We start from the raw sequence: 19,686 nt of genomic DNA, 5'->3' as shown, positions 1-19,686 counted from the left end.
ACGAGCCGCTAGGACGCGAGCAGGTCGCCCAGCACGAAGGCGGCCCAGATCGACCCGACGACGAGCAGCCCGCCGAGCACCGAGACCGCCATCCCCCGCGCCCCGTCGGTGCGGCGGCGGCGCTGACCGCCGACGACGACGAGCGCCGCTCCCACGAGGTCCATCGGCACGGCGACGAGCCACGCCCAGGTCCCCGTCGCCACGGCGCCGGCGGTGAAGGCCGTCGCCAGCAGGACCGCGATGACGACGAGGGCGACCTGGGTGACGGCGATCTTCGCCTCGAGCACGCTCACCGACGGCCGACGAACCAGCGCCGGATGGTCTCGATCCGCTCGGTGACCTGCTCGCTCGTCGCCGTGGCCAGCTCCGGCCCGCCGCACGCCCGGCGCAGGTCCATGTGGACGTTCGCGTGGGCGACGGACTTCTTGGTCGCGTAGGCCGAGACGAGCGAGTTGAGCTCCTTGCGCTGGCTGGCCAGCGCCCGGTGCGCCGAGACCGTCTGCGGCTCGGCCGGGCGCTTCCGACCGGTCTTCGCTGACTGCTTGCTCTGCCGCTCGGAGAGCAGCGCGTGCACCTGGTCGGGCTCGAGCAGACCGGGCAGGCCGAGGTAGTCCTGCTCGTCGTCGGAGCCGACGTCGGCGTGCAGGCCCCACTGCTTGCTGTCGTAGAGCACGTGGTCGAAGTGCGCGTCGGACTCGAGCGCCTCGAAGCTGCCGAGCAGGTCGTCGCTCGCGCCCTCGTCGCGGTTGGCCTCCTCGAGCAGGCCCTCCTCCTCGGACCAGATCTGCTCCTCGCCGGCCTCGGGCTCGGGGCGGTCGAGGGCGTGGTCGCGCTCGACCTCCATCGTCCCGGCGTGGGCGAGGATCACCGGCACGCTCGGCAGGAAGACCGAGGCGGTCTCGCCGCGCTTGCGCGCCCGCACGAAGCGCCCGACGGCCTGGGCGAAGTACAGCGGCGTCGAGGTCGACGTCGCGTAGACCCCGACGCACAGGCGCGGGACGTCCACCCCTTCGGACACCATGCGCACGGCGACCATCCACCGCGAGCTGCTCGCGGCGAAGGTCTCGATGCGCGCCGAGCTGCCCGGGTCGTCGGAGAGCACGACGGTGGGCTTCTCGCCGGTGATCGACTCGAGGATGCGCGCGTAGGCGCGGGCCTGGGTCTGGTTGCTCGCGATGACGAGCCCCCCGGCGTCCTCGACGTGCCGACGCACCTCGGTCAGCCGCTTGTCGGCGGCCGAGAGGACCGAGGGGACCCACTCCCCCTTCGGGTCGAGCGCGGTGCGCCAGGCCTGCGCCGCGAGGTCCTTGGTCATCGGCTCGCCGAGACGGGCCGCGACCTCGTCGCCCGCGCGGGTGCGCCAGCGCATGCCGCCGCCGTAGGCCATGAAGAGCACGGGGCGCACGACGTGGTCGGCGAGCGCCTGGGCGTAGCCGTAGGTGTAGTCGGCCGAGGAGCGCAGGATCCCGTCGTCGCCGTACTCGTAGGTGACGAAGGGGATGGGGTTGGTGTCGGAGCGGAAGGGCGTGCCGGTGAGCGCGAGACGGCGGGTGGCCGGCTCGAAGGCCTCGCGGATCGCGCTGCCCCACGACTTGTTGTCGCCGCCGTGGTGGATCTCGTCGAGGATGACGAAGGTGCGCCGCGACCTCGTGCGGGCCTCGTGGACCGAGGCGCGCGAGGCGACCTGGGCGTAGGTGACGGCGACGCCGTCGTAGTCGCTGCTCGTCGAGCCGACGGAGTTCGAGAACTTCGGGTCGAGGTGGATGCCCACGCGGGCCGCGGCGTCGGCCCACTGCGTCTTGAGGTGCTCGGTGGGCGCGACGACCGTCACCGCCTCGATCTCGCCGCGGGTCAGCAGCTCGGCGGCGACCCGCAGGGCGAAGGTCGTCTTGCCCGCTCCCGGGGTCGCGACGGCGAGGAAGTCGCGCGCGCCGCTGCCGAGGTACTTCTCCAGCGCCTCGGCCTGCCAGGCCCGCAGCGCCCCGGCGGTCCCCCAGGCTGCCCGCTCCGGGAAGGCGGGGGGCAGGTTCGACGCGGCGTGCTGGCTCATGACGCCGACCAGGGTAAGCCGCCGCACCGACTGCGACGAAAGCGTGCCCGGCGAGACTGCCGACGGCACGGCGGGACGGCATGACGAAGGGGGCGCCGCACGACCTCGTGCGACGCCCCCTTCGTCGGGGTCGGGTCAGCTCGCCCGGTAGGTCACCCACTGGTTCTGCATGCGGGTCACCTGGTTGGCGGTGAAGTGGTCCATGCACGCGTCGTCGGAGTAGTCCATGAAGTTGCGGATCGGGTCGAGACCGGGCTTGGCCGGGCAGGTGTCGGCGCCGGTCGGGCAGCCGGAGGCGGGCTGGGCCTCGGCGGGGGTGTCGGCGACGTAGTCGCCGTCCTGGCAGCCGCCCTGGAAGGTGTGGTACAGCCCGAGCCAGTGGCCGACCTCGTGGGTGCCGGTGTCGCCGAGGTTGTACGGCGCGGCGTTGCCGCCGGGCACCGAGCCGTCGAGGATGACGACGCCGTCGTTGCTGCCGATGTTGCGGGTGGGGAAGGTCGCCCAGCCGAGCAGACCGCCGGCGAGGTCGGCGCTGTAGACGTTGAGGGCGTTCTTGCCGCCCTTGCGCAGGGCGCTCTTCATCTGCGACTCGGCGGTCGAGCCGTGGTCGAGGCCGTTGTACCAGGCGGAGTTCACCGTGGTGTCGGTGCCGGCGAGGGTGAAGGAGAAGCCCGAGCCCGCGTAGGCGTCGTTGAGGACCTTGACCTGCGAGCTGATCTGGGTCGAGGTGAGCTTGCCGTTCGTCCCGTCGGTGATGACGTGGAAGTACACGGGGACGTTCGTCGAGGCGAACTGCGCGGTGCCGGGCTTGCCCTTCGCGGCGACCTTGCCGGTCGGGCTGAGCCGCAGGCCCTTGTCGACGAGCGCGTCCTGGAAGGCGTCCTCGCGGATGTCGACCTGGGCCTGGCTCAGGGTGTGCGGGTCCTTGACCTTGCCGCCCTTGCCGGTGCTGCGGGCGGTCGCGGAGACCTCCTCGTCGCAGTGCTCGTCGGCGTGCGAGGCCGAGACGCGGGAGGTGCCGGCGTCGGCGGCGTCCGCGCCGGCGAGGGCGGGCAGAGCGGGGGCGGACCCGGTCAGGGCCAGGGCGAGCAGGGCGGGGGCGACAAGGGCGCGCGTGGACTTCACAGGCTCTCCATCAGGGGTGACGGGCCGGGTGTGTCCCGGCCGTTACCTCGGACGCTAGGAGCCCGATGGTCAGGGCGGCACCCCGTCTGCACCCAGGAGTTGGCAAAGGTTCGGCCAAGCGCTCCCGGGTGCGAGAGGGGTCAGTCCTCGCCGTCCTGGGGGTCGCGCAGGCCCTGGTAGATCTCCTTGCAGATCGGGCACACCGGGAACTTGTCGGGGTTGCGACCGGGGATCCACTTCTTGCCGCACAGGGCCGTCACGGGCTCGCCGGACAGCGCCGACTCGAGGATCTTCTCCTTGCGCACGTAGTGCGAGAAGCGCTCGTGGTCGCCCGGCTCCTGCAGCTGCGGGGTGACCTCAGTGCGCTCGAGCAACCCGGTGGAGGTCCCCGGAGAGGTGGGGTCGGCGTCGGGCCCGCTCGGGGGCAGTGGCTCGCTCATGGGGCGAGTCTAGGACGAGGCGCGAAGGGGGTCAGCCCCGCGTCGGCGCCGCGTCAGTTCTGGGTCGGGTCCTCGGGGTAGGTCGAGACCCAGGCCATGACGCCGCGCTGACGACGCAGGACCCGACGCCACAGCGTCGCCGGGTCCGCGTCGAAGACGTCGCCGATCTCGGCGTCGCAGACGAACCAGCCGCCCCGCTCGATCTCGCCGGCGAGCTGCGGGGCGGTCCACCCCGAGTACCCGGCGAAGATGCGCAGCGCGCTGATCGCGGGCCACACGCTCTCCTGCGGGGCGTCGAGGTCGACCAGGCCGATCCCGCCGAAGAGGCGCTTGACCCCCACGGGGGGCTCCCCGTCGCCGGGGACCCCGACGAGCCCGACCGCCGAGTCGGTCTGGACGGGCCCGCCCTGGAAGACCTTCTGCGGCTCGCTCGCGCCGTCCTGCCACCCTGGCAGGACGGCGTCGATCGGCGCCTGGACGGGCTTGTTGATGACGACGCCCTCGGCGGACTGCTCGTCATGGGCCAGCACGAGCACGATGCTGCGGTCGAAGACCCCGTCGGTGATCTCAGGGGTGCTCACGAGCAGACGTCCGGCCAGGCTGTCCATGCCTACATCATCACCCGTGACGCGGCCCGCGGCGCTGGCCGCCGCCCCGGTACTGCCCACCGGTGCGCGCACCGCGCGGGCCGCCGGTGCCACCGTGGCGCCGTGCAGGCCGGGGGTCGAGCAGCTTGCGGAAGTCGGCCTCGTCGATCGGCACGCCGCTCACGGGCGCCGCACCGGCGGCCTCGAGGACCTCGTCACCGGGGGCCGCCTTGACCGGACGGGCCTCGAGACCGGCGTCGGTCGCCATGCGCTCCATCATCTTGCGCTGGTGCGGCAGGGCGAGGGTGACGACGGTGCCGCGCTCACCGGCGCGGGCGGTGCGGCCCGCGCGGTGGAGGTAGTCCTTGTGGTCCGCGGGCGGGTCCGCCTGCAGGACGACCGAGACGTCGTCGACGTGGATGCCGCGGGCAGCGACGTCGGTGGCGACGAGCACGGGGATCCGACCGGTGCGGAAGGCCCCGAGCACCTTGTTGCGGGCGCCCTGGGTCAGACCGCCGTGGAGGGCCGCGGCGCGGACACCGGACTCGCGCAGCTGGAGGGCGACGCGGTCGGCACCGAGCTTGGTGCGGCAGAAGACGACGGTGCGGCCCTCGCGGTTGGCCACCTCCGCGGTGATGACCTTCTTGTGCTGCGGGTCGATGACGAGGATGTGGTGCTCCATCGTGTCGACCGACGCGGTGGCGTCGTTCGTCGAGTGGGTCACCGGGTCGACGAGGTAGCGCTGGACCAGGGTGTCGACACCCTTGTCGAGCGTCGCCGAGAAGAGCAGGCGCTGCCCGCCCTCGGGGACCTCGTCGAGGACGCGGGTCACGGCCGGGACGAAGCCCATGTCGGCCATGTGGTCGGCCTCGTCGAGGATCGTCACCTCGATGGAGTCGAGGATGACGGCCTCGCGGTCGAGCAGGTCGACGAGACGGCCCGGGGTCGCGATGAGCAGGTCGACGCCCTTGTCGAGCGCGGCGATCTGACCCGTGTAGGACAGGCCACCGGCGACGAGCTTGTGACGCAGCCCGGCGACGTGCACGAGCGGCTCGAGCGAGTCGCTCACCTGCATCGCGAGCTCACGCGTCGGCACGAGGACGAGGGCACGGGGGCGGCGGGGCTTCGAGCGCTCGCCGGAGAGGCGGGCGATCGTCGGCAGGCCGAAGGCGAGCGTCTTGCCCGACCCGGTCTGGCCACGGCCGAGGACGTCCTTGCCGGCCAGGGCGTCGGGGATCGTCGCCTCCTGGATCGGGAAGGGGCTCGAGATGCCCTCGCGGGCGAGCCGCTCGACGAGGCGCTCGGGCAGGCCGAGCGCGGCGAAGCCGTTGTCCTCGGCGACCGTCACGGGCTCGGTGGTCGTCGTGCGAGCCGCGGAGACCCAGCTGTCGGCCTCCATCCGCTCCGCCTCGGCGTCCTGGTGGTGGTCCTGCGAGGTCTGCTCGCGGTCGAAGCGGGGACGGTAGCCCTGGCGCTCGTCGCGGGGACCGCGACGGAAGCCCTCGCGGGACCCGCCCCGGCGGTCGTCGGAGCGGAAGCCACCGTCACGGCGGTCGTCGCCGCGGTAGCCGCCACGGCGGTCGTCGGTGCGACGGTCGTCGGAGCGGAAGCCACCACGACGGTCATCAGTACGACGGTCGTCCGAGCGGAAACCGCCACCACGACGGTCGTCACTACGACGGTCGTCGCTGCGGAAGCCACCGCGACGGTCATCTGTACGACGGTCGTCGCTGCGGAAGCCACCACGGCGGTCGTCGGTACGACGGTCGTCGCTGCGGAAGCCGCCACGGCGGTCATCGCTGCGACGGTCGTCCGAGCGGAAGCCGCCACCGCGGCGGTCGTCGCTGCGGAAGCCGCCGTCACGACGGTCATCGCTGCGGAAACCACCACCGCGGCGGTCGTCGCTGCGGAAGCCGCCGTCACGACGGTCATCGGAGCGGAAGCCACCACGACGGTCGTCGCTACGACGGTCGTCGGAGCGGAAGCCGCCACCGCGACGGTCGTCGGAGCGGAAGCCACCGGGGCGGGTGTCCTCGCGGCGCTCCCAACGACGCTGGCCCTGGTCCTCGGCGCCGTCCTTGCGGACGCGACGCGGGCGGTCCTCGGCGGCGCGCACGGGACGCTTGGCGCCGCGGGGGGCGTCATCCGCCGGCTTCTGGCCGCGGTGGTAGGGCTTCTTCGGCCCCTTCGTGCTGGCAGCAGCCTTCTCGGCAGCGCTCCAGCGGGCCTTCTTGTTCGGGTTCTTCGCGGGCATGTCAACATCACCTTCTGGCTCGAGCAGACACGTCTCGAGCCACCGCGAAGGGGTGACCGCACCAGACGAGTCTCAGGCGCTCTGCGGCGCCCATGGACCGGGCGGCATCCGTGCGGCCCGGCGGTCGTCACGGGTGAGGGATCATCAGCGACCGGGAGCGATCGCGGGGCGCAGCAGTGCGCAGTCCGTGACGACGAAGGTCCGAGTCTACCAGCGCGCGGACGGTGCTCCTGACACACCGCTCAGCCGGCGGGCGACGAGCGCACCGAGCACCACGCCGACGAGGTCGGCGACGACGTCGAAGGGATCGCCGCTGCGGGCGGGCAGCGCCAGGCCCTGGACGATCTCGCTCACCGGGGCGTGCACGGCCATCAGCGCGGCCACCCACACCCACCGCAGCCGGGCCCAGCCGGCGAGGGCGACGGGCACGCCGAAGACGAGGGCGTGGACCACCTTGTCGGCGAAGGGGATGTCCCCTCCCCCGGCGGGGCTCGGGTCGTAGAGCACGACCAGCTGGACGAGGACGGCGACCACGGTGAGGACGACGGCCAGACGCCGCCGACCGGTCTGGACGGGGCGTCCCGTCGTCGAGGTGCTCACGGGCCTCATCCCAGCACACCGGGCCACGCCCCCTTCGCCCTCCCCCGGGCATGCCGACGGCCGCCCGCTCGATAGATCTCGTGCGGGCGGCCATCGGCTGCTGACGTGGGTCACGGTGGTGGAGGTGGCGGGAATCGAACCCGCGTCCACTGGTAGACGAGCAGGACTTCTCCGGGTGCAGTGCGCTATGGATTTTCTCGGCCTCAGGGCTCGCACGCACACGTCCCCTGACAGGCCCAGTCGAGAAGGAGTCCCGCGCAGCGTCCCGACACCGCTGCGCAGCAAGATCTCTAGCTGACGCTGGTTACTGAGCCGAGATCGAGCTCAGACCAACGGACTTCGGGCTCGCTCAGGCGGCGAGGGCGAAGTCGGTGCGCTTGGAATCGGCACCTATTGATGTGCACGGGGCGTTGACGAGATGACCGTGCATCCTCGACCCGCTTCTCCTGCAGGACCGACCAATGTCGAAACCGATCACCCCCGTGAGGGTGTCCACGTCACGCTGTTGAGTTGTGGGGTGAGACTACCGTCCTCAACCGCGGGGCCGCCAACCGCATTCCCCTCCCCCGCTGCCACCAAATGCCCAGGCAGGCCGCCTAGTGTCGAGGAGCACGGACCACCACACCCCAGGAGGCACATATGGGTATCGGCGACAAGATCGAGAACGCGAAGGACCAGCTGGCCGGCAAGGCCAAGCAGGCTGCGGGCGACGCCAAGGACGACCCGGAGATGCAGGCCGAGGGCCAGGCTCAGGAGAGCAAGGGCAACCTCAAGGCCGCTGGCGAGAACGTCAAGGACACCTTCAAGTGACCCTCTGACCCTGATCAGCGCGAAGGGGTGGCCCGCCGACTCGGCGGGCCACCCCTTCGTCGTGCTCGACCCGGTGCGACCGGGCGCGGGTCACTCCCCGCGGTGCCGCCCGAAGACCGCGCGCTCGGTCTCACGGCGGTCCTGGCGCTCGCGCAGGGCGTGGCGCTTGTCGTAGTGCTTCTTGCCGGTCGCGACGGCGATCTCGACCTTGACGACGCTGCCGGAGAAGTAGAGCGAGAGCGGCACGATGGTCCGCCCGCTCGCGTGGACGGCGGCGTGCAGCTTGTCGAGCTCGCGGCGGTGCAGGAGGAGCTTGCGACGGCGCCGCGGGGTGTGGTTGGTCCACGAGCCGTTGAGGTACTCGGGGATGTGCACGCCCTCGAGGTAGAGCTCGTCGCGGTAGAAGGTCGCGTAGCCGTCCACCAGGTTGGCCCGGCCCATGCGCAGCGCCTTGACCTCGGTGCCCATGAGCGCCAGCCCGGCCTCGTAGGTGTCCTCGATGAGGTAGTCGTGCCGCGCCTTGCGGTTGCTGGCGATGACCTTGCGGCCCGCCTGGCCCTTGTCGGCCACCGATCTCACCCGTCCTCGCTCGCTGTACGTCGTGCCCCTGCCGGGGAGCATCACGCTACCTGGCGGCGCGGGCGGGACCTACTCGGTTGTCCGGGGCTCAGAGCCAGCGGCGCGGGTCGACCGGGGTGCCGTTCTCGTAGGTCTCGAAGTGCAGGTGGCAGCCGGTCGAGGTCCCGGTCGTGCCGACGTAGCCGATGAGCTCGCCGCGCTTGACCGTGCCGGAGGTGCGGGCGAAGGCCTGCAGGTGGTTGTACGTCGTCGAGAGCAGCACGCCGCGCTTGACCCCGTGGTCGACGGCGATCTGGTTGCCGTACCCGCCGGCGACGCCCGCCGAGACGATCGTGCCGTCGGCCGCCGCGCGCACCGGGGCGCCGCACGCGCCGCCGTAGTCGCGACCGGCGTGCAGGCGCCAGTAGTTGAGGATCGGGTGGAAGCGCAGCCCGAACTCCGAGGTGATCGGCGCGTTGACCGGGGCCGCGAGGACCCCCGAGCTCGTCGCGGGAGGCGTCGGGTTGGGGTCGGCGGCCTCGGGCTCGGGGGCTGCGGCGGCCCGACGACGGGCCTCGGCCTGCCGGGCCTGCTCGGCCTCGCGGGCGGCCTTGATCTTCGCGGCCTTGACCCGGGCCTTGCGGGCGCGCTCCTCGAGGATCTTGCCGAGGCGGTCGGACTCGGCGCGCAGACCGGTGAGCCGGCCCTGCTCCTTGGCCCGCTCGGTGCGCAGCGTCTTGGCCTGGCTCGTCTGGTCGGCCTCGAGCGACTCGAGGTCGGCCTCGGCCTCGTCGGCCTCGGTCTTGGCGACCTTGGCGTCCGACAGCGCGGTGCTCGCGTCGTCGCGGGCCTGCTGGGTCTTGTCCTTGAGCGCCTCGAGCCGGTCCTGCTGGGTGACGAGGTCGGCGCGCGAGGTGGTCAGCGAGTCCAGCGAGTCGGACTGGGCGCCGCCGGCGGAGTCGGCGATGACCATGCGGTCGATGACCTCGCCGGGCGACTCGGCCCCGAGCGCGACGGAGAGGTCGCCCAGACCCTGCTGCTGGTAGACCTCGCCGGCGAAGCCCGCGACGTCGGAGCGGGCGCGGGTGATCTTCGTGCTCGTCGTGCGGATGTCCTTGCGCGCCTTGGCCTCGTCGGCCTTGGCCACGCGCAGGTCGGCGGCTGCGTCGTCGTACTTCGTCTGCGCGGCGGTCTCGACCTCTTCGGCCTGCTTCGCCTTCGAGCGCGCGGCGGGCAGCTTGGCCCGGGTGCTCTTGAGCGAGTCGTAGGCCTCGACGAGCTCGGCGGAGGTGTCGCTGAGGTCGGCCTTCGTCGCACTGATGCTGTCGTCGACCTTGCGCTTCTTATCGGCGGGGTCGGGGTCACCGGCGGCCCACGAGGCCGTCGCGAGACCCGCGGCGAGGCAGACTGCCAGGGCCGAGCTGGTCGCGGCCCGGCTCGTACGGCCGGCCCGGGGTGCGAAGCGCTTCATCGCGTCGAACGATAGCGGCGCCGCCTGGGAGGCGAAGGGAGGTCACCGAACCCCGCGTGTCACACGGGTCCCAGAGGTCCCACGCCGACCTAGACGCGCAGATATCTCCACAGCGTGATCGTCGAGGTGCCGATGGCGAGCACGCCGACGAGCCCGAAGAGGGCGGGCGCGATGACGAGGACCTCGGAGCTGCTGATGAGCGCGGTGCCCGTCGTCTCCTGGATGAGGTACTCGTCGAAGAGGCTCCACGCCGAGAACCACAGCATGCCGACGGCCAGACCCGTGCCGACGAGCCCGGCGACGAGGGTCTCGATGATGAAGGGCGTGCGGATCGTGCTGTTGCTCGCGCCGACGAGCTTCATGATCGCGATCTCTCGTCGCCTCGTGAAGGCGGCCTGGCGGATCGTCGTCGCCATGAGCAGCACGGCGCTGACGAGCGTGAGCAAGGACAGCGCGACCATGACGGCCGAGGCGATGTTGATCGCCTGGAAGAGCTTGCTGAAGACCTGCCGCAGGTCGGGCACGCTCGCCACCCCGGGCGCGTTCTCGAAGGCCGAGGCCACGGTCTCGTACTGCTCGGGGTCGCTCAGCTGCACGCGATAGCTCGGCGGGATGTCGCCCACGCGGATGTTCTTGCTGAGCGGCGAGTTCTTGTAGTCCTCGCGGAAGCGGTCGTAGGCCTCCTGCTCGCTCTCGAAGTAGACCTCCTTGACGAGCGGGCGGGACTCCTCGAGCTGGGCCTCGATCGTCTCGCGCTGCTCGTCGGTCACCGCGCCCTCGGCGCAGTTGGGCTGGCTCGAGCTGTCGGTGCACAGGTAGATCGAGACCTGGACCCGGTCGTACCAGTAGCCCTTCATCGTCGTGACCTGGCGCTGGGCGAGGACCCCGACGCCGAGGAGGTACATCGAGATCATCGTCACGAGGACGACGGAGATGGCGATCGACTTGTTGCGACGCAGGCCCTGCCATGCGTCGACGAGGACGTTGGTCGGCCTCATCGCGCCTCCTCCTCGTCCCAGTCGTCCCACTCGGTGCTCTGCACCGCCACGGGCTCGGCGTCCTGCTCGGCCCGGCGCTCGGCCTCGGCCTGCTCCTCGTCGGGGTCGCGGCGCTCCTCGAGCGGGTCGTCGTCGTCACGCTCGGCCACCCGCTCCTCGCGGTCGACCGAGTCGACGACCTTGGGCACGTAGCCGCCGGTGGCCTCGTCGCGGATGATGACGCCGTCCTCGATCTCGACGACGCGCTGCTGCATGCTGTCGACGATCGTGTTGTCGTGGGTGGCCATGAGGATCGTCGTGCCCGAGTCGTGGATGCGCTTGAGCAGGTGGACGATGTCGAGCGAGGTCGCCGGGTCGAGGTTGCCGGTCGGCTCGTCGGCGAGCAGCACCGGCGGGCGGTTGACGACGGCCCGGGCGATGGCAACGCGCTGCTGCTCACCGCCGGAGAGCTCGTGGGGGAATCTCTTGGCCATGCCGTTGAGCCCGACGAGGTCGAGGGTCTCGGGCACGAGCGAGCGGATCGCGCGGCGCGGGCGGCCGATGACCTGCAGCGCGAAGGCGATGTTCTGCTCCACCGTCTTGTTGGGCAGCAGGCGGAAGTCCTGGAAGACCGAGCCGATCTGACGGCGCAGCTGGGGCACCTTGCGGCCCGGCAGCCGGCTGAGGTCGTGGCCGCCGACGAGGAGGCGGCCCTTGGTGACCTGCTCCTCGCGGATGGCCAGCCGCAGCATCGTCGACTTGCCCGAGCCGGACGCGCCGACGAGGAAGACGAACTCCCCCCGGGCGATGTCGAGGCTCACCCCGTCCAGCGCGGGGTGCTGCTGGCGGGGGTAGAGCTTGGTGACGTCTTCGAAGCGGATCATCGCGTGGTACGAGCCTCAGGGGTCGAGCGGGCAGGCCGTCATCGAGGATAGGTGGGGGTCCTGGGGACCCCGCCGCACCTCGGGGACCTCGGCGCGTTCACCCGCGCCGGGTCCCCCTTCGCTCAGTCCTGAGCCTTCGACTGCTCGATGCGCCAGCGCACGCCGGCCTCGATGAACTCGTCGATCTCGCCGTCGAAGACGGCGGTGGGGTTGCCGGTCTCGTGCTCGGTGCGCAGGTCCTTTACCATCTGGTACGGGTTGAGGACGTAGGAGCGCATCTGGTCGCCCCAGCTGGCCTTGATGTCGCCGGCGAGCTCCTTGCGCTCGGCGGCCTCCTCGGCCTTCTTGAGCAGCAGCAGGCGCGACTGCATGACGCGCAGCGCGGCGGCGCGGTTCTGGATCTGGCTCTTCTCGTTCTGCATCGACACGACGGTGCCGGTGGGGATGTGCGTCATGCGCACGGCCGAGTCGGTCGTGTTGACCGACTGACCACCGGGGCCCGAGGAGCGGAAGACGTCGATCTTGAGGTCGTTCTCCGGGATGTCGATGGAGTCGGTGCCCTCGATGAGCGGGATGACCTCGACCGCGGCGAAGGAGGTCTGGCGGCGCCCCTGGTTGTCGAAGGGGGAGATCCGCACGAGCCGGTGGGTGCCGCCCTCGACGGACAGGTTGCCGTAGGCGTAGGGCACGTTGACCTCGAAGGTCACCGACTTCAGGCCGGCCTCCTCCGCGTAGGAGGTGTCCATGACCTTCGTCGGGTAGCCGTGGCGCTCGGCCCAGCGCAGGTACATCCGCATGAGCATCTCGGCGAAGTCGGCGGCGTCGACGCCACCGGCGCCGGCGCGGATCGTCACGACCGCGGAGCGCTCGTCGTACTCGCCGGAGAGCAGGGTGCGGACCTCGAGCTCGCCGACGGCCTTGCGCACGGCCTTGAGCTCGCGCTCGGCCTCGGCGAGGGTCTCGGCGTCGTTCTCCTCCTGACCCATCTCGACGAGCGCCTCGACGTCGTCGATGCGGCTGTCCATGCCGGTGATCCGGTCGATCTCGGCGCGGGCGCGCTGCATGGCCGAGGTGACCTTCTGCGCGTTGTCCGGGTCGTCCCAGATCGAGGGGTCCGAGGACTGCCGCTCCAGCTCCTCGACCTGCGCCTGGAGCCTGGGGACGTCGCTCACCTCGCGCACCGAGCTCATCGTCGTGCGTAGGTCTTGGATCTCCTGGGTGAAGTCGACAGCCACGATCAGCAAGAGTACGGCAGCCCCGCCGGGCCGCTCGCCGCTACACCGGTTGGGCGGACGAGGACTGGTCGGGGTTGGAGGCGATGAACTGGTTGAGCCAGCGCGCGTCGGGGTCGCGGTCGATGAGCAGGCTCTTGACGAGCAGGGTGAAGGGGATGGCGAGCAGGGCCCCGAGCGCGCCGAAGACGTAGCTCCAGAAGATGAGGGAGAGGAAGGCGGTCGTCGCGTTGATGCCCACGGCGTCGCCGGTGAACTTCGGCTGGAGCACGGTCTGGATGACGAAGTTGACGACGCTGTAGACGACGACCACCCAGATGAGCTTCTCCACTCCCCCGTCGAGCAGGGCGAGCAGCGCCGGCGGCACGAGCCCGATGACGAAGCCGATGTTGGGGATGTAGTTCGTCACGAAGGCGAGCAGCCCGAAGGTCAGCGGCAGCGGCACGTCGAGGGCCATGAGCGCGAGCGCGTCGATGACGGCGACGACGATGCCGAAGGTCGTCGAGACGACCCAGTACTTGCGCACCCGCTCGGCGAAGTCGGCCAGGGCGTCGGCGATATCGGGCTTGACGACGTGCACCCGGGTGAGCCGCTTGGGGAAGCCGCCGGCGTCCATGGTGAGGAAGAGCATCACCGTGAGCAGGAAGAGCATCGAGGAGGTCAGCCCGGTGAGCGCGTTGGCCAGGCCGCGGGCGATGCCGGAGAGGTCGCGGATGTCGAAGTTCGTCATCGCGTTGTCGATCTGGTCCTGCCCGACGCCCCACCCGATGAGCGTGCTGCGGCCGGACTCGACGAGGTCGTCGAAGGTGTCGCCGTACTTCGGCAGCTCGGTCGCGAGCTTGCCCGCCGCGAGCCCGATCGAGCCGACGAGCAGGAAGAGCAGACCGTAGAGGAGCAGGAGCATGACGACGGCGCCGAGGGCACGGGGCAGCACGGCGGCGATGGCCCGGTAGACCGGGTAGACGGCCATGATGAGGGTGATCGCGAGGAAGGTCGGCGCGATGATCGACGCCACGGACTTCAGCCCGCCGATGGCGATGACCGCCCCGGCGATGCCGATGAGCAGGGTGAGCGTCGGGGGCAGGACGGTGCGGATCTCGCGGCGCGGTGGGGCAGGGTGCTCGTGCTCCCGGTCGACCGTGGCGACCTCTGCGACGGGGACCGTGTCCTCCCCCTTCGCCGGCTCGGTCTCGACGCTCCCGTCCGTCCGGTGGGCGACCTCGTCCGCCGGCTCGGCGGGCTTGTCGGGGTCGGGCGTGGTCGTCACGGGGCGCCTCACAGGTCGGGTCAGGGCGAAGGGGTGTCCGCCACGGCGATTGTGACCGACACCCCCGACCGCGCGCACCCGGGTCCCGGAGGGACGCTGGTTCGAAGAGGATCTGTCACCTCGACGTGACTCTTCTTCTTCGAGTCAGTGGTCCCGGACGAAGGTCCACTCCCCCGGCAGGTCGCCGAGGTCCCGCTCGAGCTCGAGCACCGAGTACACCCGCTGCATGACGAAGCTCATCCCGTCAGCACCGCGGTGACCGAAGGCCCCCCTGGCTCCGGGGCCGGCGTGGCGCACCGCCTCGCGCAGCTCGTCCTCGCTCACCACCCACCACGCGTACGGCACCCCGTCGCGCTCGAAGACGACCCGTCTCCCGACGTAGCGGGCCTCCCGCTCGCCGTCCTCCTCGAGACCCTCGAGCAGGCGGTCGATCGTCGCCCTTCTCATCCAGACCTCAGTTCGCGTTGAGACCGAAGGTCCGGGTCATGAGCGCCCTCTTGTAGTGGGACTCGGCTTCATCCACCTCGGATGGAGACGTCGAAGGGCCAAAGACACGCAGGATGCTGAAGGCGAAGTGCCGCGCGTGCCCCTCGGGCCCAGCGTCGTCCGCGACGAGAGCCCGCAGCTCGACATTGCCTCCGTGGCCCGATCGGGAGTACTCCGCCCACCGTCCGAAGATCCGTTCGCTCCCGTCGGCCTTGCCCACGTACTGCCGCCCGTCTGCGGAGTCGGTGATGAGGTAGATCCCTTGCACCTGTGACAAGGCGGACCGCCAGTCGGCATATCGGGGGCTGCTGACCATCTCCTTCAGCTCGTGCATCGAGAGGAAGACCTTGTCGAACCCGGGGAAGGGGATCTTGTCTCGATCCGCGATCTCCAGGACGGGCAGGCCCCGGGCGCGTGTGGCTGTGCGATGCCAGTTCCGTGGGCTCGTCCAGTCCACGACGAGGCGGTCGACGAGCGAGCCCATGAAGTCGCTCTCGACGAGGTCGAACATCCTCTCGACGTCCGTTCGCTCGGCAAGCACCTCCCCCCTGTTCTCGTAGACGCGCAGCAGGCGTGACCGACGCTTCCCGTCGGCGATGAGCACCACCCACCACCGGCCTGGCTCCGCAGGGAACCTCCTGGTCAGGAGGTCCTGCGACCGCGTGTATGCGAGAACGCGCTCGCTGGTGAGGTCCTCGGGCCCGCGAAGCCCGTCCGGCTTGAAGGCGTGGCGGATGACATGGATGTCCTCGAGCAGGATCGGCGGGGTGTGCTCTGATCCAAGAGCCGTGAGGACATGACCGAGGGTGAGGTGGGGCGAGACAGACGCCCCGGTGCTGGTCCCAGCTCCTGACTGAGGTCTGCTTGCCGTCACGGCGCAGCCACCGGGACGCGCGCCCGCGCCCTGGACTCGACGGTCACGGTGACGGAGCCGCCGAGCCCGCGGATGAGCCCGCCGACGAGCGGGAGGTCGGCTTCGCCGGTGAGTCGCACGACGGCAGTCTGCCCGTCTGCTGCGCCGGTGCCCGGCGCGACCTGCCACGACCTCAGCCCAGGCGGCATCTCTCGGCCCGCGAGCGTCTCGGCCGCGGTGCGCTGCACCGCCTCGTCGCTCACCGGGACGACCTGGTCGATGCCCTCGGCGTAGATGCTCGCCTCGTCCTCGTCGGCCGCGTCGAGGGCGGCGGTGTCCGCCGCGTCGAGCAGGCGCATGCGGGTGACCTGCACCGACGTGACGGCCATGGCGCCGAGGATCAGCGTCAGGGCGATGACGGTGAGGCCGAGGACGAGGAGCGAGAGCTGGCCGTCCTCCCCCTTCGCCCGGCGCGCCGAGATCTGCCACAGCCCGCTCATCCGGTCCGCACCTCGTAGCGCGGCACGACGGAGACCTGGGTGGCGCTGACCGGCACCTCGAGCGGGATGACGTCACGGGCGAAGGCGGGGACGAGCGGGAGCGGGACGCTCACCGAGGCGGTGGAGCGGATCTCGCCCTCGGGGGTCAGGCAGGGCGTCTGCGTGCACGTGACCTGCAGCTGCCCCTCGCCGGCGAAGCCCTGGTCCTCGAAGGCGATGTTTGCCGCGGCCGCGGCCCGCGCAGGTGCAGCGTCCTCTGACGTCGAGGTGACGAAGGCTCGGCCCGACTCGCGCGCTGCCTGGGTCACGGCGTACGTCCCGGCCTGCAGCCGCGCGAGCATGAGGACGAGGTAGATGAGCGGGACGAGCAGCACGACGGCGAGGGTGACGAACTCGACGACGGCCGACCCCCTGTCGTCCGTGGCCCGGTCGCGCAGGACACGTCCGACCGCGCGGAGCCGGCATCCCGGTCTCACTGGTCCTCCACGAACGCACGACCGGTGACGTCGAGGGCGCCGTCGGGTCCGAGCGGTCCGATGACGGGCAGGGGGGCACTCACCCGCACGACGACCACCTGCACCCCGGCGGCGGTCTGCTCGGTCGTCACGCTGACGTCGTCGGCGTAGCCGTCGGAGATCGAGCGCCGGATGAGGTCCCGGGTCCGGTCGGCGCCTGCGTCAGGGCTGGAGCCGATCTTGGCCCCATGACGTGCGCCCTCGGACGCGCACGAGATGAGGGTGTTGCGGATGTGCAGCGCTGCACCCAGCTGGAGGACCGCGACGAAGACGAGCGCGAGCAGGCCCGACGTCAGCGCGAAGTCGACGACGGCCGCACCGGTCTCGTCGCGCAGCCGTCTCATCGGGGGTCGTCGGGACCCGTGACGCCGCTGAGCGCGTCCTCGAAGATCGTCTGCAGCTGGTCACCCGCGATGGCCCACAGCCCGACGACGAGCGCCGCTGTCATGAGCGTGATGAGGACCCAGCCGGGCACGTCGCCGCGCTCGCTGCGGGTCGCGGCGGCAGCGCGGGCCGCCGAAGCGCGCAGGGCCTGGTGCCCGCGGATGAGGTGTGCGGTCATGATCTGTGCCTCCCTGTCGGTGCCCGGTCGGGCGGTGGTGCTGTCGTGCATGCCTGGGTCACATCTCGAAGCGGAAGAACTCGATGCCGGGGAAGATCGCGAAGAGGATGGTGATGGGCAGGACGAGGAAGACGACCGGCACCATCATCGCGATCTCCTTCTTGCCGCCCTCCTCCATGAGCTGGCGCCGCCCCTCCTCGCGGACGTCCTGCGCCTGGGCCCGCAGCACGTCGGCCAGCGGTGTGCCCCGCTCGACGGCGATGACGATCCCGTCGACGAAGCGGGCCAGGCTCGTCAGGCCGGTGCGGTCGGCCAGCCCCTGCAGCGCCTGCGGCAGGTTGGCCCCCGCGCGTGCGTCGGCGAGGCAGGTCCGCAGCTCGTCGGCCAGCTCGCCGTGCGACATCCGGCCGACGCGCTCGAGCGCCCCGACCGCGCCCTCCCCGGCACCGACCGCGAGCGCCAGGAGCTCGGCCACGGTGGGGAACTCGGTGAGCATGCGCTGCTCCCGACGGGTGGCGGCGCGGGTGAGCATCGTGTCCCGGGCGAGGACACCGATGCAGAAGCCGAGACCGACGAGGGCGACGAGCACGACCCACGACGAGCCGCGAGCCGCCACCGACAGGACGCCGAGGGCTCCCCCGCCGACGGCGAAGACGACACCGGTGAGCACCTGCTCGGCCCGGAACTGGTCGGTGTCGGGCTCTCGCCCGGCCCGCAGCAGCCGCCGGCGCACCGACGCGTTGCCCCCGACGACCCGCTCGACCCGCCCTGCCGCGGAGATCACGAGAGGACGCAGCAGCGCCGGGACGGCCCCGGTGACGCCCACCCCCTTCGGCATGAGCAGGCGCGACGGGCGCGGCGTGTCCCTCAGGTAGGGCGCGATCCGGTCGTCGAGGGTCGCGCGCCGGTGACGCGGCAGCCCCTGGTGCACGAGGAGCACCCCGAGGGCGAAGACCAGGCCGAGCAGGGCGCCGCTGCGCCCCAGCCCGACGTCGTGGAGCAGCTCGCTCATCGCAGCACCCGGGCTTCCTCGGGCAGCCGTCCGAGCCGCATCATCAGCCGGTACGCGAGCACCGACGAGATCGCGCCGAAGGCGAGCACGACGGCACCGGCACGGCTGTCGTACGCGGCGACCGACTCGGGCCTCGTGCACAGCAGCGCGAGGACGACCCACGGGGCGGCCACCGCGAGGCGGGCCGCGTTGACCGTCCACGACTGCCGTGCCTCGAGCTCGGCACGGGTGCGCGCGTCCTCGCGCAGGAAGGTGCTCAGGGTCCGCAGCAGCGACCCGAGATCGGTGCCGCCGACCTCGCGCGCGATGCGCAGCGACTCGACGATCCGGTCGCCGACGGGGTCGGCGAGACGGTCCTTGAGACGGTCGAGGGCCTCGGCGAAGCGCCCGCTCGTGCGGTAGTCGTTCGCGAAGTCGGCGAAGGCGGGACGCAGCTCCTCGGGACCGCGGTGAGCGAGCTGAGCGAGGGCCTCCGGCAGCGCCATCCCCGCGCGCACGGCTGACGTGATGTTGTCGACGACGTCGGGCCACAGGTCGCGCAGCTGGGCGCGTCGTGCCCGGGCCCGCATCCGCACCGTGGCGAAGGGGACCCACGCGGCCATCGCGGCGAAGCACAGCGAGACCGTGAGCACGGTGGTGAGCACGAGGACGAGCAGCAGGGCGGCGCCGCCGAGGAGGAGGCAGGACGCGACGAGCACCTGCGGGGACACCGTGTGGTACCCCGCCTGGGCGAGCTCGTCGCGCAGCCGGTCCATGACGACCGACTCACGACGTCGCCGCGGCGTGCGCGGCCAGGTCGACCACCAGATGCAGAAGAGCCCGCACCCGAGGAGCAGGCCGACGAGGACCCCGGTCATGTCTCGCTCCTGGCGAGGATGCCGGCGATGTCGTACCCGGCACGCTCGAAGCGGTCGCGGTGCGGCGGGAAGCCGTCGGCGCGCACGAGCCGCCCGTCACGCTGGGTGAAGATGTCGGCGGTCTCGACGACGTCGGCCTCGACCCGGCCGGGCAGGGCGACGATCTCGCGGACGCGCCGGACCCCGTCGCCCTCCAGCGCGGCGTGGACGACGACGTCGATCGAGGAGGCCACGGTCGGCACGACGAACTTCGCACCGACGTTCTCCCCGGCGAGGAGCGGCAGGGTGCACATCTTCGTCACCGCCTCGCGCGCGCTGTTCGCGTGGATCGTGCACATCCCGGGCAGCCCGGAGTTGAGGGCGATGAGCAGGTCGAGGCTCTCGGACTGGCGGACCTCGCCGACGATGATCCGGCTGGGCCGCATCCGCAGGGCCTCCTTGACGAGGCGGCGCAGGGGCACCTCGCCGGTGCCCTCGAGGCTGGGCTGGCGGCACTGCATCGCGGCGACGTCGCGCAGCGGAAGCTTGAGCTCGAAGACCTCCTCGCAGGTCACGACCCGCTCGCGGGCGGGGATCGCCGCGGCGAGGCAGTTGAGCAGGGTCGTCTTGCCCGCCTGGGTGCAGGCAGAGCATCACACGGCATGAT

Annotated in this window: 22 protein-coding genes, 1 other RNA gene and 1 pseudogene; 1 reads left to right on the top strand and 23 read right to left on the bottom strand. The window is 71.5% G+C overall.

Annotated features, from left to right (window positions below):
* Nucleotides 1-8: 8 nt before the first annotated feature.
* The 8 genes from EEW87_RS00955 to ssrA form a co-directional block, all read right to left on the bottom strand.
* Entirely contained in the window at nucleotides 9-293 is a 285-nt protein-coding gene (locus EEW87_RS00955) for a hypothetical protein (protein ID WP_123091027.1), read from the bottom strand.
* The gene (locus EEW87_RS00950) at nucleotides 290-2,050 is read right to left on the bottom strand and encodes a DEAD/DEAH box helicase (protein ID WP_068273622.1); all 1,761 of its coding nucleotides are present in this window, start codon (nucleotides 2,048-2,050) and stop codon (nucleotides 290-292) included. Before EEW87_RS00950 ends, EEW87_RS00955 begins: the two co-directional genes overlap by 4 nt.
* 135 nt (nucleotides 2,051-2,185) lie before the next feature.
* Complete coding sequence (locus tag EEW87_RS00945; RefSeq protein WP_240341626.1) at nucleotides 2,186-3,175, bottom strand: zinc metalloprotease; 990 nt, start codon at nucleotides 3,173-3,175, stop codon at nucleotides 2,186-2,188.
* Nucleotides 3,176-3,315: 140 nt separating this feature from the next.
* Nucleotides 3,316-3,615: a DUF3039 domain-containing protein gene (locus tag EEW87_RS00940; RefSeq protein WP_068273618.1), complete on the bottom strand. Its 300-nt coding sequence runs from the start codon at nucleotides 3,613-3,615 to the stop codon at nucleotides 3,316-3,318.
* A gap of 53 nt (nucleotides 3,616-3,668) precedes the next feature.
* The gene (locus tag EEW87_RS00935; RefSeq protein ID WP_123091028.1) at nucleotides 3,669-4,223 is read right to left on the bottom strand and encodes a YqgE/AlgH family protein; all 555 of its coding nucleotides are present in this window, start codon (nucleotides 4,221-4,223) and stop codon (nucleotides 3,669-3,671) included.
* Between the two features lie 10 nt (nucleotides 4,224-4,233).
* Nucleotides 4,234-6,456, bottom strand: coding sequence for a DEAD/DEAH box helicase (locus EEW87_RS00930; protein WP_123091029.1), 2,223 nt, complete (start codon nucleotides 6,454-6,456; stop codon nucleotides 4,234-4,236).
* Between the two features lie 207 nt (nucleotides 6,457-6,663).
* Nucleotides 6,664-7,056 carry a VanZ family protein gene (locus EEW87_RS00925; protein WP_240341625.1) on the bottom strand — a complete coding sequence of 131 codons (393 nt, stop codon included), beginning with the start codon at nucleotides 7,054-7,056 and terminating at the stop codon, nucleotides 6,664-6,666.
* A gap of 116 nt (nucleotides 7,057-7,172) precedes the next feature.
* Nucleotides 7,173-7,538, bottom strand: a transfer-messenger RNA (tmRNA) gene (gene ssrA / locus EEW87_RS00920).
* A gap of 157 nt (nucleotides 7,539-7,695) precedes the next feature.
* Between ssrA and EEW87_RS00915 the strand changes: the two genes are divergently transcribed.
* The gene (locus tag EEW87_RS00915; protein WP_068273614.1) at nucleotides 7,696-7,866 is read left to right on the top strand and encodes a CsbD family protein; all 171 of its coding nucleotides are present in this window, start codon (nucleotides 7,696-7,698) and stop codon (nucleotides 7,864-7,866) included.
* Nucleotides 7,867-7,956: 90 nt separating this feature from the next.
* On the opposite strand, the gene smpB is transcribed toward EEW87_RS00915, so the two are convergent.
* From smpB to EEW87_RS00840, 15 genes and pseudogenes are all read right to left on the bottom strand, one after another.
* A complete protein-coding gene (gene smpB, locus EEW87_RS00910; RefSeq protein WP_236571966.1) occupies nucleotides 7,957-8,436 on the bottom strand; it encodes an SsrA-binding protein SmpB in 480 nt (159 codons plus the stop codon).
* A 97-nt stretch (nucleotides 8,437-8,533) separates the two neighbouring features.
* Nucleotides 8,534-9,895, bottom strand: coding sequence for a M23 family metallopeptidase (locus EEW87_RS00905; RefSeq protein ID WP_123091031.1), 1,362 nt, complete (start codon nucleotides 9,893-9,895; stop codon nucleotides 8,534-8,536).
* 89 nt (nucleotides 9,896-9,984) lie between these two features.
* Nucleotides 9,985-10,893 (bottom strand): permease-like cell division protein FtsX, encoded by a 909-nt coding sequence (gene ftsX / locus EEW87_RS00900; protein WP_123091032.1) that lies wholly within the window; start codon nucleotides 10,891-10,893, stop codon nucleotides 9,985-9,987.
* The gene (gene ftsE, locus EEW87_RS00895) at nucleotides 10,890-11,756 is read right to left on the bottom strand and encodes a cell division ATP-binding protein FtsE (protein ID WP_123091033.1); all 867 of its coding nucleotides are present in this window, start codon (nucleotides 11,754-11,756) and stop codon (nucleotides 10,890-10,892) included. Before ftsE ends, ftsX begins: the two co-directional genes overlap by 4 nt.
* 122 nt (nucleotides 11,757-11,878) lie before the next feature.
* On the bottom strand, nucleotides 11,879-12,991 hold the full coding sequence (prfB, locus tag EEW87_RS00890) for a peptide chain release factor 2 (RefSeq protein WP_163562356.1): 1,113 nt from the start codon (nucleotides 12,989-12,991) through the stop codon (nucleotides 11,879-11,881).
* 40 nt (nucleotides 12,992-13,031) lie between these two features.
* Nucleotides 13,032-14,255, bottom strand: a complete 1,224-nt coding sequence (locus EEW87_RS00885) for an AI-2E family transporter (protein WP_123091034.1) — start codon at nucleotides 14,253-14,255, stop codon at nucleotides 13,032-13,034.
* Nucleotides 14,256-14,399: 144 nt separating this feature from the next.
* Nucleotides 14,400-14,702, bottom strand: coding sequence for a hypothetical protein (locus EEW87_RS00880; protein ID WP_123091035.1), 303 nt, complete (start codon nucleotides 14,700-14,702; stop codon nucleotides 14,400-14,402).
* A gap of 7 nt (nucleotides 14,703-14,709) precedes the next feature.
* A complete protein-coding gene (locus EEW87_RS00875) occupies nucleotides 14,710-15,615 on the bottom strand; it encodes a GIY-YIG nuclease family protein (RefSeq protein WP_123091036.1) in 906 nt (301 codons plus the stop codon).
* Entirely contained in the window at nucleotides 15,612-16,094 is a 483-nt protein-coding gene (locus EEW87_RS00870) for a pilus assembly protein TadG-related protein (protein ID WP_123091037.1), read from the bottom strand. The genes EEW87_RS00875 and EEW87_RS00870 overlap by 4 nt, the downstream gene beginning before the upstream one ends.
* Nucleotides 16,091-16,570 (bottom strand): TadE/TadG family type IV pilus assembly protein, encoded by a 480-nt coding sequence (locus EEW87_RS00865; protein WP_240341624.1) that lies wholly within the window; start codon nucleotides 16,568-16,570, stop codon nucleotides 16,091-16,093. The genes EEW87_RS00870 and EEW87_RS00865 overlap by 4 nt, the downstream gene beginning before the upstream one ends.
* Nucleotides 16,567-16,953 (bottom strand): TadE family protein, encoded by a 387-nt coding sequence (locus EEW87_RS00860; protein WP_123091038.1) that lies wholly within the window; start codon nucleotides 16,951-16,953, stop codon nucleotides 16,567-16,569. The genes EEW87_RS00865 and EEW87_RS00860 overlap by 4 nt, the downstream gene beginning before the upstream one ends.
* The gene (locus EEW87_RS00855; RefSeq protein WP_068274296.1) at nucleotides 16,950-17,171 is read right to left on the bottom strand and encodes a hypothetical protein; all 222 of its coding nucleotides are present in this window, start codon (nucleotides 17,169-17,171) and stop codon (nucleotides 16,950-16,952) included. Before EEW87_RS00855 ends, EEW87_RS00860 begins: the two co-directional genes overlap by 4 nt.
* A gap of 58 nt (nucleotides 17,172-17,229) precedes the next feature.
* Nucleotides 17,230-18,183, bottom strand: a complete 954-nt coding sequence (locus EEW87_RS00850; protein WP_123091040.1) for a type II secretion system F family protein — start codon at nucleotides 18,181-18,183, stop codon at nucleotides 17,230-17,232.
* Nucleotides 18,180-19,040 carry a type II secretion system F family protein gene (locus tag EEW87_RS00845; RefSeq protein ID WP_123091041.1) on the bottom strand — a complete coding sequence of 287 codons (861 nt, stop codon included), beginning with the start codon at nucleotides 19,038-19,040 and terminating at the stop codon, nucleotides 18,180-18,182. The genes EEW87_RS00850 and EEW87_RS00845 overlap by 4 nt, the downstream gene beginning before the upstream one ends.
* A pseudogene (locus tag EEW87_RS00840) lies at nucleotides 19,037-19,660 on the bottom strand (CpaF family protein); the annotation flags it as partial. The gene EEW87_RS00845 and the pseudogene EEW87_RS00840, both read right to left, overlap by 4 nt.
* Nucleotides 19,661-19,686: the final 26 nt, after the last annotated feature.

Source organism: Janibacter melonis, assembly GCF_003721155.3.
Taxonomy (GTDB): Bacteria; Actinomycetota; Actinomycetes; order Actinomycetales; family Dermatophilaceae; genus Marihabitans; species Marihabitans melonis.
Note: the sequence above shows the minus strand (reverse complement) of the source record. Positions and strands in the feature narration are given on the sequence as shown.